This is a genomic window from Pseudoalteromonas 'SMAR' (assembly GCF_048515945.1).
GTDB lineage: Bacteria > Pseudomonadota > Gammaproteobacteria > Enterobacterales > Alteromonadaceae > Pseudoalteromonas.
This window is the reverse complement of the sequence record NZ_JBLWMW010000025.1, coordinates 53,814-69,123: the sequence shown is the minus strand read 5'-3', so window position 1 is coordinate 69,123 and position 15,310 is coordinate 53,814. Positions and strand designations below refer to the sequence as shown.

General features: G+C 45.6%; 13 protein-coding genes. 9 read left to right on the top strand and 4 right to left on the bottom strand.

Translation table 11 applies throughout. The annotated features are described in order from the left end of the window. Positions 1–58: 58 nt before the first annotated feature. The 5 genes from ACNKW2_RS11805 to ACNKW2_RS11785 are packed head-to-tail and all read left to right on the top strand — an operon-like array spanning position 59 to position 5,990. Complete coding sequence (locus ACNKW2_RS11805) at positions 59–262, top strand: RidA family protein (RefSeq protein WP_419148747.1); 204 nt, start codon at positions 59–61, stop codon at positions 260–262. A gap of 17 nt (positions 263–279) precedes the next feature. Next, positions 280–1,716: a sodium:solute symporter family protein gene (locus tag ACNKW2_RS11800; protein ID WP_419148746.1), complete on the top strand. Its 1,437-nt coding sequence runs from the start codon at positions 280–282 to the stop codon at positions 1,714–1,716. Then, positions 1,713–2,699 (top strand): sugar kinase, encoded by a 987-nt coding sequence (locus ACNKW2_RS11795; protein ID WP_419148745.1) that lies wholly within the window; start codon positions 1,713–1,715, stop codon positions 2,697–2,699. Before ACNKW2_RS11800 ends, ACNKW2_RS11795 begins: the two co-directional genes overlap by 4 nt. After that, positions 2,689–5,094 (top strand): family 20 glycosylhydrolase, encoded by a 2,406-nt coding sequence (locus ACNKW2_RS11790; protein ID WP_419148751.1) that lies wholly within the window; start codon positions 2,689–2,691, stop codon positions 5,092–5,094. The genes ACNKW2_RS11795 and ACNKW2_RS11790 overlap by 11 nt, the downstream gene beginning before the upstream one ends. After that, a complete protein-coding gene (locus ACNKW2_RS11785; protein ID WP_419148744.1) occupies positions 5,091–5,990 on the top strand; it encodes an SMP-30/gluconolactonase/LRE family protein in 900 nt (299 codons plus the stop codon). The genes ACNKW2_RS11790 and ACNKW2_RS11785 overlap by 4 nt, the downstream gene beginning before the upstream one ends. A gap of 78 nt (positions 5,991–6,068) precedes the next feature. Here ACNKW2_RS11785 and ACNKW2_RS11780 read toward each other — a convergent pair whose 3' ends face one another. Continuing rightward, positions 6,069–8,675 carry an ExeM/NucH family extracellular endonuclease gene (locus tag ACNKW2_RS11780; protein ID WP_419148743.1) on the bottom strand — a complete coding sequence of 869 codons (2,607 nt, stop codon included), beginning with the start codon at positions 8,673–8,675 and terminating at the stop codon, positions 6,069–6,071. A gap of 224 nt (positions 8,676–8,899) precedes the next feature. Here ACNKW2_RS11780 and ACNKW2_RS11775 point away from each other — a divergent pair, with 224 nt between their 5' ends. The 4 genes from ACNKW2_RS11775 to ACNKW2_RS11760 all read left to right on the top strand — a co-directional run bounded on the left by ACNKW2_RS11775 (position 8,900) and on the right by ACNKW2_RS11760 (position 12,975). After that, positions 8,900–9,655, top strand: a complete 756-nt coding sequence (locus ACNKW2_RS11775; RefSeq protein WP_419148742.1) for a substrate-binding periplasmic protein — start codon at positions 8,900–8,902, stop codon at positions 9,653–9,655. Between the two features lie 86 nt (positions 9,656–9,741). Next, positions 9,742–11,745, top strand: coding sequence for an alpha-amylase (locus ACNKW2_RS11770; protein ID WP_419148741.1), 2,004 nt, complete (start codon positions 9,742–9,744; stop codon positions 11,743–11,745). A gap of 217 nt (positions 11,746–11,962) precedes the next feature. After that, positions 11,963–12,505, top strand: a complete 543-nt coding sequence (locus tag ACNKW2_RS11765) for a type 1 glutamine amidotransferase domain-containing protein (RefSeq protein WP_419148740.1) — start codon at positions 11,963–11,965, stop codon at positions 12,503–12,505. A gap of 8 nt (positions 12,506–12,513) precedes the next feature. Next, the gene (locus tag ACNKW2_RS11760) at positions 12,514–12,975 is read left to right on the top strand and encodes a pyridoxamine 5'-phosphate oxidase family protein (protein WP_419148739.1); all 462 of its coding nucleotides are present in this window, start codon (positions 12,514–12,516) and stop codon (positions 12,973–12,975) included. A 62-nt stretch (positions 12,976–13,037) separates the two neighbouring features. Here the strand turns inward: ACNKW2_RS11760 and cspE are convergent, their stop codons facing one another. The 3 genes from cspE to ACNKW2_RS11745 all read right to left on the bottom strand — a co-directional run bounded on the left by cspE (position 13,038) and on the right by ACNKW2_RS11745 (position 15,292). Beyond that, positions 13,038–13,250, bottom strand: coding sequence for a transcription antiterminator/RNA stability regulator CspE (cspE, locus tag ACNKW2_RS11755; protein ID WP_336565264.1), 213 nt, complete (start codon positions 13,248–13,250; stop codon positions 13,038–13,040). Positions 13,251–13,576: 326 nt separating this feature from the next. After that, positions 13,577–14,431: an MBL fold metallo-hydrolase gene (locus ACNKW2_RS11750; protein WP_419148750.1), complete on the bottom strand. Its 855-nt coding sequence runs from the start codon at positions 14,429–14,431 to the stop codon at positions 13,577–13,579. A gap of 60 nt (positions 14,432–14,491) precedes the next feature. Next, entirely contained in the window at positions 14,492–15,292 is an 801-nt protein-coding gene (locus ACNKW2_RS11745) for a substrate-binding periplasmic protein (protein WP_419148738.1), read from the bottom strand. Positions 15,293–15,310 lie beyond the last annotated feature (18 nt).

Genomic DNA, 15,310 nt, shown 5'->3' with positions numbered 1-15,310 from the left:
TGGGTACTTGGATATTTAGGCGTTATTATCTGACACAGAATTTTGAACGCCCTCCATTATGTCCGAAGCTGGGTTTTCCTTGCAGCACGTCACTCACGTTTCTGTGGTTTTAACCGACGCCAGGTATTTTCAGTCATTTAACAAAGTATTTGCCGAGTATTTTGCTGAGCACCCTCCGGCACGGATTTGCATGGTCGCTGATTTGGTGGTCGACTGTAAGGTTGAAGTGGATGTCACCTGTTTTAATCCTGAGTGTCAATAATAAGGAGCACTGTAGGGATGTCACCAAGTCAATTCTATTTCCTTGTTGCGTTTCTGGTTTATTTGAGTGTGATGATCCTCATCAGCTGGTACGCCTCAAGATGGCAGCGCAGCCGTGATGACTTTTTACTTGCTGGGCGCAGTGTGCCTTTACTGCTGACGTTGGGAACCACTGTGGCAACTATGGTTGGCACGGGGTCGTCAATGGGGGCTGTTGGGTTTGCTTACCAACATGCTTGGGCCGGTTCGCTGTATGGCTTAGGAGGGGCAGTGGGAATATTGCTGCTGGCCTGGCTGTTTGCACCTGCTAGACAGCAAGGGTTTGTTACCATGAGTGAGGAGTTGGCCAGTTACGTGGGCCATCAAGCTTGCGTAAAGAAAGTGCTTTCGGTGGTTATTTTCTGCGCTTGTATTGGCTGGCTTGGGGCGCACTTAATCGGTGGCGGAATGTACTTGGCTTGGCTTACTGGGCTTGAAGAAACCACGGCTAAGCTAATGATTGGTGTAGGTCTAGCAATCTATATTACTATTGGTGGCTACTCAGCCGTGGTGTGGACCGACGCCATCCAAGCGGTGATTTTATTTTTAGGCTTTTTACTTATGGCCTATTTTGCTGTTGAACTTCTAGGCGGTTGGGAGGCGTTAAAACACCACCAGAGTAATCATGACAGTGGCCTCTTGTCATACCGCAATATCGGTTTACTGCCCGCCATATCCATGGCAACCGCGATTTTGGTGGGGGTGCTAGCAACTCCTTCATTTCGTCAGCGTATTTATGCCGCGAACAACGTGCAGAGTATCAGGCGGTCTTTTGCGTTGTCTGGGCTGTTGTATTTGGGCTTTGCACTCATACCAGCCGTGATTGGGATTAGCGCATATGCCATCAACAGCGAGTTAGATAACCCAGCTTTTGCCTTTCCATTTATGGCATTGCATGCCCTGCCTTTGGCGTTAGGTGGCTTCATTCTACTGGCCGGTATTTCAGCAACCTTATCGAGTGCCAGTTCAGATGCCATTGCGGCTGTGAGTGTGCTGGTAAGCGATCTTTATCAGTGGCTTGGTCAGCGCGAGCTTGCAGCAAACCAGCAACTAGTGTTTTCGCGCCTAGCCATGTTGTTTACTGTTGGGCTGGCATTAACGCTGGCGGTTATTGCCGATAATATCATTAGCTATATTACCCAAATGATCGCATTGGTATTATCTGGGCTATGCGTAGTGGGGGTGTTAGGACGATTTTGGTCGGGTTATACCTGGCAAGGAAGCTTAGCCTCTTTGCTGGCAGGTAGCTTGGCTGCACTAGTAGTGAATAGCAATACTAGTTGGCTACAGTTTTTTGGTAACCCAGTATTGCCGGCGCTTGTCAGTGCCACCTGTTTTGGCGTGGTGGTCAGTTGGTTGACCCAGCAACCAGCGAATGATGACCAAACCACAAACCGCAGAGTGAAGCAGTCATGACGTTACCAACAGGCGCATACCCTAAGCTGGTCTTTTTTGGTGAGGCGATGATAGAGCACCGTGTTGATGGCAGCCGCCATTTTGGTGGCGATACTCTAAATACGGCTTGGTACCTAGCTCAACTAATGAACCATCAAACGCATCCCTTAGCACAATTATTTTATGCCACTGCCATTGGCACAGAACCTTCTAGTCTGGCATTTAAACACTTGCTCAAGAAGGTCAAGATAAACCCGGTATTACTAATTCAGCACCAAGAAAAAGAAATTGGTAAGTACTGGCTAACCACCGATGAAGCGGGAGAGCGATATTTTCGTTACCAGCGTGATGATAGCGCGGCAAAATACTACTTTACGCTAGATGAGCCACTAACAGCGCAATTACTTCATAAGCAAGTCGACATGATTTACCTCAGTGGCATTAGTTTAGCTATATTATCTGAGCCTCAGCTGAGGCACTTGATACACGCACTAAAGGTCTTCAAAAAGCAAGGTGGCCAAGTTTTCTTTGATAACAATTACCGTCCAGAACTGTGGCAAAATAGGCATGCTCCACCTTGGTATCTTGCTGTGATGGCACTCGCTGATATTGCCTTTTTAACCGTGCAAGATGAGCTCGATGTCTATGGTCTAAGGGATCTTAAGGACATAGTTCCATTTCATTTAAAACAACCAAGCAGCCCCGGACTGTTTATTTTACGCCGTGGCAAGCAGCCTTGTTTAGCCTATCGCAAAGCAGGTGATTATTGGCATTCAAGCCCTGCCATAGCACTTGATACTGAGCAAATCGTGGATACTTGTGCTGCGGGCGATGCGTTTGCTGCAGGGGTTTTAGCAATGTTTTTGCGCCAAGCACCGTTGGAGAACGCCATTGCATTTGGCCACCGCGTTGCGGCTGAGGTTATCCAACATCATGGAGCACTAATCAATCCCGAATGCCTGCCAAGGCTTGATAGTGAGGAGTATTATTGTGATGAAAATTAAGCGATGTTTTTCGTCTTGGCTGCTTTGCTGGCTGTTATTTATAGGCTTGTTTAGCCCCTTAGTCACAGCAAAATTGGCGCTGATGCCGAAACCCAGCACGGTGAAAGTTGGGGTAGAAAAAAAGACTTTTTCTAACGATTTGACGGTGGCTTTTGTCGGTTTCGAAACGCAGCGACAAGACTTTCATACTACCAAGCTTGCCCAATATTTAAGCCGCATCGCAAAGCAGCCCGTGGCGGTCAACTCAGCAGTAAAAGAACAGGCCGATATTGTTGTCATTGCACAAAGCAGTAGTGCCGAACCTAGTGGGTTGATATTGCCTAGCGCGACGATGAACGAACAATACCAATTAACAATAAATAGCTCGGGCGTTGAGATCCGTGGCGAGTCTGTTTTTGCTGCACAGCATGGCTTAGCCACCTTAGTGCAGTTATTTCAGCAGCACTCGCAATCGCAATTATCACTGCCTTTTATTGAGCTGCAAGACGCACCAAGGTTCCCATGGCGAGGATTGCTTATTGACAGTGTACGGCACTTTATTCCTGTGCCAGACATTAAGAGGCAAATAGATGGCATGGCGGCAGCAAAGTTAAATGTTCTGCATTGGCATTTAACGGATGACCAAGGCTGGCGGGCAGAAAGTAAGCGCTTTACCAAACTGACTAAGTTGGCTTCAGATGGTTTGTTTTACACTCAAGCCGAACTAAAAGAGGTTGTCCACTACGGCGCTTTACATGGAGTGAGAGTAGTCCCAGAGTTTGGAATGCCTGGCCATGCAACGGCCATAGGAGTTGCCTATCCTGAGTTGATGGCAAAGCAACAAAACTATGTCTTACAACGTCAATGGGGGGTCTTTGAACCGCTTTTGAATATTGCCGATGCTCAGGTCTATCAATTCATTGATAAGCTGGTGGCCGAAATGGCTACTATTTTCCCTGATCGCTACCTTCATATTGGTGGCGATGAAGTGAAACCCAATCACTGGCTTGGTAATAAGCAAATTCAACAATTAATGCAGCAACACGCCTTGCACGATGGTGGCGATTTGCAAAGCTACTTTAACCAACAAATACAGCCTATTTTGGCACGTCATCAGCGAGTTATGATGGGCTGGGATGAAGTGTTTCACCCGCAATTACCTAAAGAAGTAGTAGTGCAATCGTGGCGCGGTCACGATGCTTTAAATAACATTGTCGAGGCCGGGCATTTCGGGGTGTTATCTACCGGCTTTTATATTGATCAGCCCCAGTACAGCAGTTTTCACTATCGAAACGACCCAATCATAAAGTCACCAACAGTGGATTTATCACAACCTGTGACCTGGCAGCAAGCCTTTGTTATTAATAGGTTGAAAGGCAGTGCAGTAAAAGGAGTGGCGGTTAAGATAGCAAAGCAGTTGCTGATCAAGCTTAACGATCATTACTTTCGAGTTGCTGATGTGCAAACTCAAGTCGATGGTAAGCTTTTGCGTGCCAAACTGGACAGTTGGATGGGGCCGCTAGACTTTGAGTTCGACTTAATAGCAGCAAACAACAGTGCCGTGATGATTGGTAATAGTCGCTACCCTTTAACACTTACAACCGCAAAACTGTCTAATGCTGAGATCCAAGTTGCACCAGCGCTCTCGGCTCAAGGTGCTAAGCGTATTTTAGGGGGAGAGGCGACGATCTGGAGCGAAATGGTAACCTCAAGCAACCTCGACCTTAGAATATGGCCTCGATTGTTTGTTATTGCTGAGCGTTTATGGTCGCCAGCACAGACAAATGAGGTGGATGATATGTATCGCCGTTTGGCTGCCATCAATGAATATGCCGCAACAGTGATTGGCTTACAGCATTTAGCGCAGCAACAACAAGGCTTTAGCCAACTACTATCTGAAAAGCTGAGCACGCAGCAACGCCAGCACAGCATGCAATTACTCAATGTCATGGCACAACTGCTTGAGCCTAGCCATTATTACACCCGTCACCATATTAAATATTTACAAGAGCAATACCATCAGCAAGCCCCGTTAGATGCTTTTGTGGATTACCTCGCGGTGGAAAGTAAGCAACTTAGGCAGTTGGCAAACTTGGTTGATTTATATCGTCAGCAACATGTCTCGTCATTGCATGACATTCAAGCGCAAGTAAAGCACTGGCAACTGCAACTAACAAGCGCCGAGCAATTACTTGATTTAAGCCCCCAGCTGCATAGCTTAAAGCCCGTGAATAACAAATTGAAGCGATTTTTAGCGCTGAGTACGCAAGTGGTGCAATATTGCCAAGCGCCAACACCAGCAAAGTCGTTAGATACCGAATTGTTGGCATTACAATCGTTAGAAGAAGAAATCGTCATGGCTGGGATTTATTCCATGCGACAGCTGTTTTTATTTTGCAAGGAACAGGATTCATGAAAAAAGCAGGTTTACTCGCGTTACTATTGGTTCACGCGAGCTTTAGTAATGCGGCACAAGAATATAAGGCACAAGACTGGATCACTGACGGTGTATTTACTCAGGGTATTGAAGGGCCCGCAGTGGATAAACAGGGTTACCTATACGCGGTAAATATCAGCAAACAAGGCAGTATCGCTAAAGTCGACGGTAAGGGGCAAGCTAAGTTATTGTTTAACTTACCCAATGACTCAATCGGAAATGGCATTCGTTTCGACGACAAAGGGAATATGTATATTGCGGATTATGTAAACCATACTATTTGGACGGTCGCTGCCCATGCTCTTAAACCTGGGGCAACGCAACAGCCAAAACCAGTGGCCTTTGCTGTTGAAGAGCGCATGAATCAGCCCAATGACTTAGCCATAATGGATAACGGCATTTTGTTCGCCAGCGATCCTAATTGGTCAAACCAAAGCGGAAACCTATGGCGAATAGATAGCAATGGGGTAGTGGAGCGTTTAGAAGCAAAGATGGGCACTACTAACGGAATAGCGGTAAGTCCAGATAACCAAACACTTTACGTGAATGAAAGTGTGCAACGTAAAGTGTGGCGCTACTCAATTGATGAGCAGGGCAATATCAGCAATAAGACCTTGCTGATCCAATTTCAACAAGGTGGCCTAGACGGCATGCGAACGGACAAGCTTGGTAATCTCTATATTGCCCGCTATGGCTTGGGCAAGATAGCGATAGTGTCGCCAGCTGGCAAGCTGTTAAAAGAGGTAAACCTAACAGGGCAGTACCCGACGAATGTGGCTTTTGGTGGTCAAGATGGCAGGCGCGTATTTGTGACCATGCAAAAGCGCGGTGCCATTGAGAGTTTTATATCTTCAACACCTGGTCGCAATTATTAATCCTATTTTTTAAATGAGTCAGCAAGTGGTAAGAGCCAGAAAAGCCAAGTATCAAGATACTTGGCTTAGGTTTTTGATTTAGTTTGCTTTAGTTGCTTTATACTTCAACGTGACGTTGTGGTAAGGCAAAATTCCGCGCAGGCGGAAGTTCCACTTACCCGCTGCAGGCTGCGCAAAAGTACAGCTTTCTTCACTGCCCCAAAGGTATGGACGACAATCGAATTTGAAGAAGTTGGGCATCTTCTTATGGCGCACATATAAGTCAGCTTCCCCTTTGCCTGAAATGGACACTTCAAGGGTATCAAAGCCTTCAGGAAGCGTAATTGCACGGTGTTGCCACCAGAACCAACCTGCAAGCCCGCTAAACTCACCTTCGATATCAGTTGGCTCTTTAGCCAGTGTTAAATCAATGACCACCGGGTCGTGATCGGAAGCACGGTACGCATGCTCGGCGTACAAGCTCGCTTGGTGAGTGTCTGATTTATACTCAGTATTGTAGTCAAGTGCTACAGGTTCATCGGCATTAATGTGCCAGTCTGTTACTGACTGTATCTTTGCCATCATGCTGTTTGATGCAAAAGCATGATCTAGGCTACCAATGCGGCCTTTGTAGACATAGGAGTAGTCGAAGCTATTGCCATTAAGGGTTTGTTTGATATTGTCAAAACCATTGCTGACGAAAGTCTTGATGGGATCTTCTTGGGCATAGGCATTCATATCACCAAGAATAATAACATCCTCATCGGCGACGCCAGTCGGGTTGCTAGCTAACCATTGTGATAATGTATTTACCGCAGTAACTCGAGTTTTGTTCCAACAGCCTTGGCCATCGTTTTGATCTTGATCTAAGCCTTCAGCGCGACTGCAGCTGCCTTTTGAACGAAGGTGCGCCATTACTACGGTGAAAGTCTCCTCACTGTGAATGTCTTTGAATGTTTGCACCACAGGTGGTCGGTTGCCGTAATCAAATGGCACTTGTTCGGTGAATGCCGCTGTGCCGATTTCACTGACTTTATTGCTGCGATAAATAATGCCAGAAGTAATGGCATCGCCGCCAACTTGCTCAGTATTGAGGTTAACAAAAGCATAGTTATTATCACTGTCTTGGGCATTAAGGGCCTTTACCAAGTCTGCAATGGCACTGAATTCACCAAAGCCATCATTTTCAACTTCTAATAAGCCAATAATATCGGCATCTAGTGCTGTGATCGCCGCCAGTGTTTTGGCTTTTTGACGCGCAAACTCTTCTAGGTTATCGGCACCACGAGGGGTTGGGAAACCGCTACCTTGGCCGTCGCCATTAAAGTAGTTTAAGACGTTAAAGCTGGCAATACGTAAGTCGCCACGCTGCTCTACTTGAGGCGCGTCAGTACGCGTATTGGTGTTGATAAAGCTTGGTGTGGTGGTGGGGTGCACGCGGTATTGGCTGTATCCATAAGCCAGTACGCCTTCTAAGCCAGTGACGGTATCGCCTAATCGTAAGGTGTTGTAGGCATCTAACGTCGGCGCTGGGTATGGGATCACTTCAGGGTTTTGAGCCGATGAACCATCATCGAGTAGAATTTCTTTGCCTTGGTTTTCGGCTTCAAGTGCAGTAGCAGCCTCACCTGGTTGTGCTATTTGTGTTGCTTGATAAAGGCGTTCAGTGGCAAGACGCACTTCACCATAGCGCTTTAGGCCATAGGTATCGTTAACAACCAACTCATTATTAATAGCAATGTACATACCTTCGTACGCTTCCAAGCCATTATCAGCTGGCAGGTTTACGTTGGTGGCAGCAACGCTTGCAGTGCCGCACAGGATTAGGTCGTCGATGCGGTTTAACTGTGTTTGGCCATACTTCTCTTCAACTGTACCACGCACCTTTACCACATCACCTGGGTTGACCTGAGTATCGGTATAATAAACAAAGAGGCCTTCAGAGGTGGCATCAATGCTATCTTGATCGCTTAACTCTTCTTGAATAAAGAAACCTTTTAGGCCGCCGCTTTGTTGCATACTGGCGGTGACAACCGCTTCGACCTCTACGATTTCTCCTGTCAGTGGGCTGGCTTGAGCTGCACCTTGAATGGCGCTAATTAAGGTGTTGTTTTGACCACAAACCAGCGGCTCTGGCTCGGGCACATCAGCGCCATTGATATGACTACCTAGGTTGCTGAAATCGTCTTTTGCAAATACTTGCCACTGCCCTTCGCCAACAAAAGCGGCTGTTGCATCTACTCGACCAGTGGTAATTGCGGTATTTCTAACGAGGGTTCTGTCTTTTGTTCTGATTTCGCCATCAATCCACTCTGAGCCTGGATCTACACCTAGCTGCCCAAAGCTGTCAATAATGTTGTCGTTCAGGGTCAGGGTAATGGCATCATCACCATTGAATGAAACGCTGTTACTGATGAGCTGTGCTTTTTCTTGTAATTCAGGTGCTGCACTGCCATGGGTGATAACGTACGTTGATTTAGCAGCTAGTTCACCACTGAGCGCGATGTTGCGTCCTGCTTCGGTTTTACCATTAAAGAAGAAGTTTAAGGCATAACCATCAAGGTTAATGGCTGAGTCAGAGCCATTATAAAGCTCAATGGCTTTGTTATAGCTGCTGCCCTCAACGTACTCTGAGATTATTACTTCAGCGTTGGCATTTAGGCACACCAATGCAATTGCTGAAGATAATATAGATTTTTTAATCATTTTTTATTCCCGTGTATTTAAAATTCCCGAGTTTTTGCTCGGTCGCGGTATTTTAGACTTTGTTGATGACAATTCAATTAAAGGTTACTTTCTATTTACATTAGTTTACAGTTCATTAGGGAGAAGGGGACAAATATCGTTGAAATTTCTGCCATGATTATTTTCTCGGGAAAGGCGCGAAAAGCCGACTATAGTTATTACAAGGTGAGGTAGAGGGGACAAAGGTGTGGTCAACTAAAGCATTAACGGCTTATGTCATCTTGTTTGCAGCAAGCTTTGTAGTGAATGCCAAGTCTGAGGTAACTGGGGCACATAATTTATGGCCGCCATATCTTATTGATAATCAAAGGGGGTTTGCTAATGAGGTGGTGAGCCTAGCTTTAAAGCAGCAAGGGCACTCGTTTCGCTTTTTAGCGACACCATTTAGTCGTGCAATGCGCTTAGCTCTGGCTGGCAAAGTGGATATTATACCGGCGTTATGGTGGTCTGAAACCCGTGCTGAACAATTCCTGTTCAGCGAACCCTACTATATAAACCGCTTAATTTTGGTAACCAAAAACAACCGTTTTTTGCACTTAAAACAAATTAGTGAATTAAGCGGGTCGCGAACCTGTGTTATTCGTGGCTATCGCTCAGAGCAAGTCTTGAGTGCTATAGCGCATTTGCATATCGAGAAATTAACCACCCCAAAAGCCTGTTTATCGCAACTTTATCGAGGCCGAGTGGATGCTGTGGTTATCGACGAGTTGGTGTTTTTATATCTGCAAAATCAATATCGTCACTTTGCTAAACTGCAAATGCGCGACGTAACCATTGCCAAGTGGCCGCTTCATATTGGCGTGATGAAATCCCATGCTCATGCTGAAACGATTTTAACTGCCTTTAATCAAGGGCTTGCTGAAATTAAAAACAACGGTGAATTTGAGTTAGTTTTACAAAAGTACCTCCTTGAAGGCTTGGCCGCGCCAGTGCACCCTTAAGTTTTACCCCTTATGCATACGTATTCAATAGATTGTTTAATTATTGTGTCTATATTGTGAAATTCGTATGAATAAGAGACGCAATAATGATAAAACACAAATTTAACCACACTGTCGCTGGGCTGTTACTAGCCAGTTGTTTCTTGCCTGCTGCCGCTCAACCGCAAGGGGAGGCAACCACATTTGTCCATTTATTCGAATGGTCTTGGCCTGATATTGCTACTGAATGTGAAACCTTTCTGGGGCCTAAGGGCTATGCAGCGGTGCAAGTATCGCCGCCGAATGAGCATATTACAGGAGACACTTGGTGGACACGATATCAGCCCGTGAGCTATGAACTGGTAAGTCGCGGTGGTAACCGTGCTGAATTTGCTGATATGGTCAGCCGCTGCAGCGCCGCCGGTGTCGATGTTTATGTTGATGCGGTGATTAACCATATGGCACATGGCAGTGGTCAAGGTGTGGCAGGGAACAGCTATGGCAACAAACAGTACCAGGATTACTCCGAGCAAGATTTCCATCCAAGCTGTGCCATTAACCCTGAAGACTACGGCAACGATCCTTGGCGGGTTCAGCATTGTGAGTTGGTGGGCTTACACGACCTCGATACTGACGCCCACTATGTGCAAACAAGGTTGGCTAGCTACCTCAATGATTTATTAAGTCTTGGCGTGGCAGGTTTTCGTCTTGATGCCAGTAAACATATGCCAGCCAGTGATATTGGCGATATCTTAGCTAAGTTACAGCATACCCCCTTGGTGTTTCAGGAAGTCATAGATCAAGGTGGCGAAGCCGTATCTGCAGCAGAATATCAAGGTAATGGTCTGGTGACAGAGTTTAAATACAGTGTGAAATTAGGAGAGACATTCAAACAAGGAAAGCTGGCATGGCTAAGTAATTTTGGTGAAGCTTGGGGCATGATGCCAAGCTATAAGGCCGTGGTGTTCACAGATAACCATGACAACCAACGCGGTCACGGTGGCGCTGGAAATATCGTTACTTTTCATGATGGTAAACTCTATGACTTAGCCAATGTGTTTATGCTGGCATACCCCTATGGCTATCCTAAGGTGATGTCGAGCTATGAGTTTAATGGTGATACTGATGCCGGAGGCCCAGGCGTTGCTGTACACGATGGCAATAACGTAAATTGTACTGCGGCTTTATGGCAATGTGAGCATCGCAGAGCGATGATCGCAGGCGCGATGCAGTTTCGCAATCACACCAATGGAGATTGGAGCGTGCGCCATTGGTGGGATAACGGCAATAACCAAATTGCATTTTCGCGAGGTGAGTTAGGCTTTGTGGCGATAAACCGTGAAAACACAGCAATGGATAACACACTACAAACCGGTCTTGCTCCTGGACGCTATTGCGATGTCTTAACTGGCGAGTTAAGTAATACGCACTGCACTGGACGCATCGTTGAAGTGGACGCTAATGGCTTTGCTGCTGTTCAACTTGAGGCGATGGACGCCATTGCCATTCATCATAAGGCTAAAATAGACAGTGGTTCAGACAATGCGGATTGGCAAAGAACCTTGGTATTTATTAAGGCTGCAACGCAAGCGGGTGAAGACCTATTTATCCGTGGTGGATTGGATTATGATGCGGCATTAGCACGTGGTGTTGACTGTTACAGCCAACCGCAAGCCTGTCGTATTGCAATTAAACATTTGAATCATCGTAATACGACCACCCATGATTGGAAGCAAGGAGATAACTACTTAGACTGGTTGGGAGCTGAGTCGAATCAATCGAGTGAGGCTATGGGCAGTCCATTAGATTGGACAACCGATCAATGGCCCAGTAGTTGGGGGGAAGTCAAAAGTTATGCCACAGACGGCTTTGGTGTGATGGCGCTGAACACTTGGGGACCACATTACTGGTTACTTGAAATGGACGTGGACTGTAGCCAAACCCATCAGGGCTGGTTTGAAGTGAAAGCCTTTATTAAAAATGGTGTTGGTTGGGAGGGGGACATCGCACAAGCCGATAGACCCTATAACAGTAATAACCACTTTGCGCAGTGTGGCAAAGTGAATGTCTTTGAGTTTGGTGAAAATAGTTACATCAATCAGCCACTTTAACGGTGATGCGCCTAGTACTGCTGCTGGCAGCTAGGCGCAGCGCAAAGCAAGTTATGGTAAATCTTCAGAAGTTACCTTGGCAAAGTTACACAGAAGACATGTAATCCTTACATTCAAAAAAAACAAATCACCATAAAAACAAATAAAAACAATGACCTATATGTGGCATTAATAGTGCTTCATAGCTCATAACAAGCGTTATGAGAGGAGCGTTATTATGACAAACAGCAATCAACAGTCGGTGGCTATTTTGGCCACCGATGGCTTTGAGCAAAGTGAACTCTTAGAGCCAAAACGCGCACTTGAGCAAGCCGGCTATAATGTTGACGTTATCTCCTTGCAAGCCGGAAAAATCATCGGCTGGGATAAAGACGACTGGGGCGAGCAGGTGAGCGTGGATCTGACCCTAGACAATGCATACGCCAGTCAATATCAAGCACTTGTGTTACCCGGTGGCTTAATCAATCCAGATACTCTGCGCCAAGATAAAGCTGCGATTGAGTTTGTTCGCGCCTTTTCTGAGTATGGCGATAAGCGCCCGATCGCCGCAATATGTCATGGCCCTTGGTTATTAGCCGAAGCCAATATTGTTGAAGGTAAACGTCTGACTTCCTTCGCCAGTATTCAAACGGACTTAAAAAACGCAGGGGCTCAGTGGGTTGATGAGCAGGTGGTACAAGACGATAACGTGATCACCAGTCGCACGCCCGCAGACTTAGAAGCCTTCAACAACGCATTAATCCAAGCAATGAGTGCATAGGAGTAAACATGGCAGACATTAAGAAAAATTTTTGGTTGGCACTGAGTGATAGTCCTAACGTCATGATTGGGCTGAGTGAAGATAATCACCATCATGAGCCAATGCGAGCACACCTTGATAAAGGAGCCAATGGCGAGTTCTGGTTTTTCACCACTAAAAGTAACCGTATTGCTAAGTGTGGTAAGGCCTCAGCACAATTTTCTAGTAAGGATCATAAGGTGTTTGCAAGTCTCCACGGACAACTTGTTGAAGAAACGCGGCAAGAGTTAATTGATCAACATTGGTCGCGGCAAGTTGAAAGCTGGTATGAAAAAGGCAAAGACGATCCAGAGCTCATTATGTTGCGCTTTGAACTAGAAGACATCGAATTATGGCACGTTGACCCTGAGGTAAAAGGGTTAGTGAAATTAGCGATGGGTAAAAATGTGAGCCCCGAGGAAATGGGTGAACACAGTAAAGTAGAGTTTTAGAAAAGCGTATTTAACAGGATTTGTAAGAGCTAGAGTAGACTCTAGCTCTTGCGTATTAGTTATTAGCTAACTACTACGTTGCTCGCTTGAGGGCCTTTTTGACCTTCTTCAACGGTAAACGATACAGTTTGACCTTCTGTAAGCGTTTTGAAACCATCAGAAACGATTGAACGGAAGTGTACGAATACATCTTTGCCGCCATTTTCTTGAGTGATGAAACCAAAACCTTTTTCTTCGTTAAACCATTTTACTACGCCAGTAACTGTATTAGACATAATTGAAACCTTTTTAAAAAATAATGTATGTGGTGGAAAACCACCGGTAAAGCGATAGATAAAACTTAGCTAGTAACGCAGGTGTATATCTATAAACGACTTTAAAAAAAGGTGTGTAAAGAGAAACAGTGCAGCAGTAGTAAGTGCTTTAAATATCTAAAGCGTGCACATAGTAACTGGGTTGTAGTGTCTTGTCTATCAATGATTTAGTTTATTTTACCTGTTTGCTTTTAAGTTGATGAAAATCAGTAGGCTAGAGGTCAAACATTTTAAAAGTTAGGCCGGGCATTTAGGCTAAAGCCCTCACCCGGACTAATACAGCGGCGCTACTTTTGTACTAAACTACGATAAAACAGTCGAGTTACGCGCTCTTGTGGTAGCCAATTTGCGTAGTTAAGTGCCAACTTGTCTAGCGGCTTTGCGGCAACGACCGTCTCTAGATCTGCGCCATCTTTCATCGCCTCAAGCATGATCTCCCTTGCTTGATTCAGTAGCGCTAAGTAGGCCATTAACCCTTGTTTATCTGTGATTTTACCATGACCCGGTATCACAGTCGTTTTATCATCGATGCGACTTAGAACGTCTTCAACCGCAGCGATAACGCCATCTAAAGAGCCACCGCTGTCGACATCAACAAACGGTAAGCTGCCAAGGTTGAAGTAAATGTCTCCCATGTGCACAGCATTGGCGTTGTTATAAAAAATGACGGCATCACCGTCGGTATGGGCATGATGATAATGCCATAAATGGGCATGCTCATTGTTGAAATGCAATTTCATACCACTACCAAAAGATAAGGTCGGGAGAAAATCAGACCCTTGCCCATGTTTTTGCTCAAGACGTTGGTAGACATTGTGATGAGCTATAACATGACTGCCAGCCTGGGCAAAGTTCTCGTTGCCACCGGTGTGATCGCCATGGTGATGAGTATTAATAACAAACTCTGGAGTATCAGGTTGGATCTCGCTTATTTTGCTTTTAATTTGTTTACTAAGCTTGGCAAACTGGTCATCGACGATATAAACACCATCTTCACCGGAGCTAATGGCAATATTGCCGCCTCGACCATACAAAACATGCAGGCCATCTGTAACCTTAACGAGTTCGAAATCGACTTCATCCGCCCATGAAGACATGGAAATTGCAGCCAGTGTGATGAGTGAAAAGAGTGCTTTGTTGATGAGTGTGTGCATGTTATAGCCTTATTTTATTTAAACTGTGCTCCGCATTGGGATCGTGGACTATTGATTGTAGTTACTGTCTTCTTGCCTATCGATCACTTGCTGAAGCGCCTTATCCATTTTTTTTATAAAGTCGTGCTTAAATGGGTAGCGGTCGTCATACCCTTTTAAATAACCAATGTGGGCAGTACGTCGCATCAGGACTTTGTCCTCTACAAATTGGCTAGTATCCAAATCTGGCGCTATGTTCACCAATTTATTAATACCCAAAAAGGTAGAGAGGCGATCATTAACGTAGCAATCTATTCTGGCCATCGCCAACTTTTCTATGTTTGAGCGCGTGCTTTTATTCTCCCAAATTTTAATGTAGCCCAGCTTTTGTGACTGCATCAGCTCTTCGTCTAGGATCATATAGCCGGCATTGATGCCAATATTGTAACTGCGCTCAGGTTTAATATGCGGCAAGCTTTTTAGGCTCACCCCTTGATTACAAAAAGCAACCACGACTTCTTCTTGCAGTGCCACAGAGTATGGCCAGATAAACGGGCGCTTTTTAATATGGATATAAGGGGGCATCAGCGCAAAGGCTTCACCTGACTCTAGGGATGACAGTCCGCGTTTCCAAGGCACGGCTTGCAGTGTAATGGCATAATCGGGCTCTAACAGGCGTGCCGCTTGGCGCACAATATCGACATAAATGCCGTACAGTTTACCATTGGCTTGATAGGTGTAAGGTGGGTAGCTGTCATCCACCAAAATGGTCACGCGAGCAGGGCTTTCTAATTGTGGCTTATGCGGACTAGAGTTTGCCACTGCGGAAACAAACAGAATGGTGAGCAATACCAAGCGCACTAAGAGCATGAAATGAAAACCGCTAGT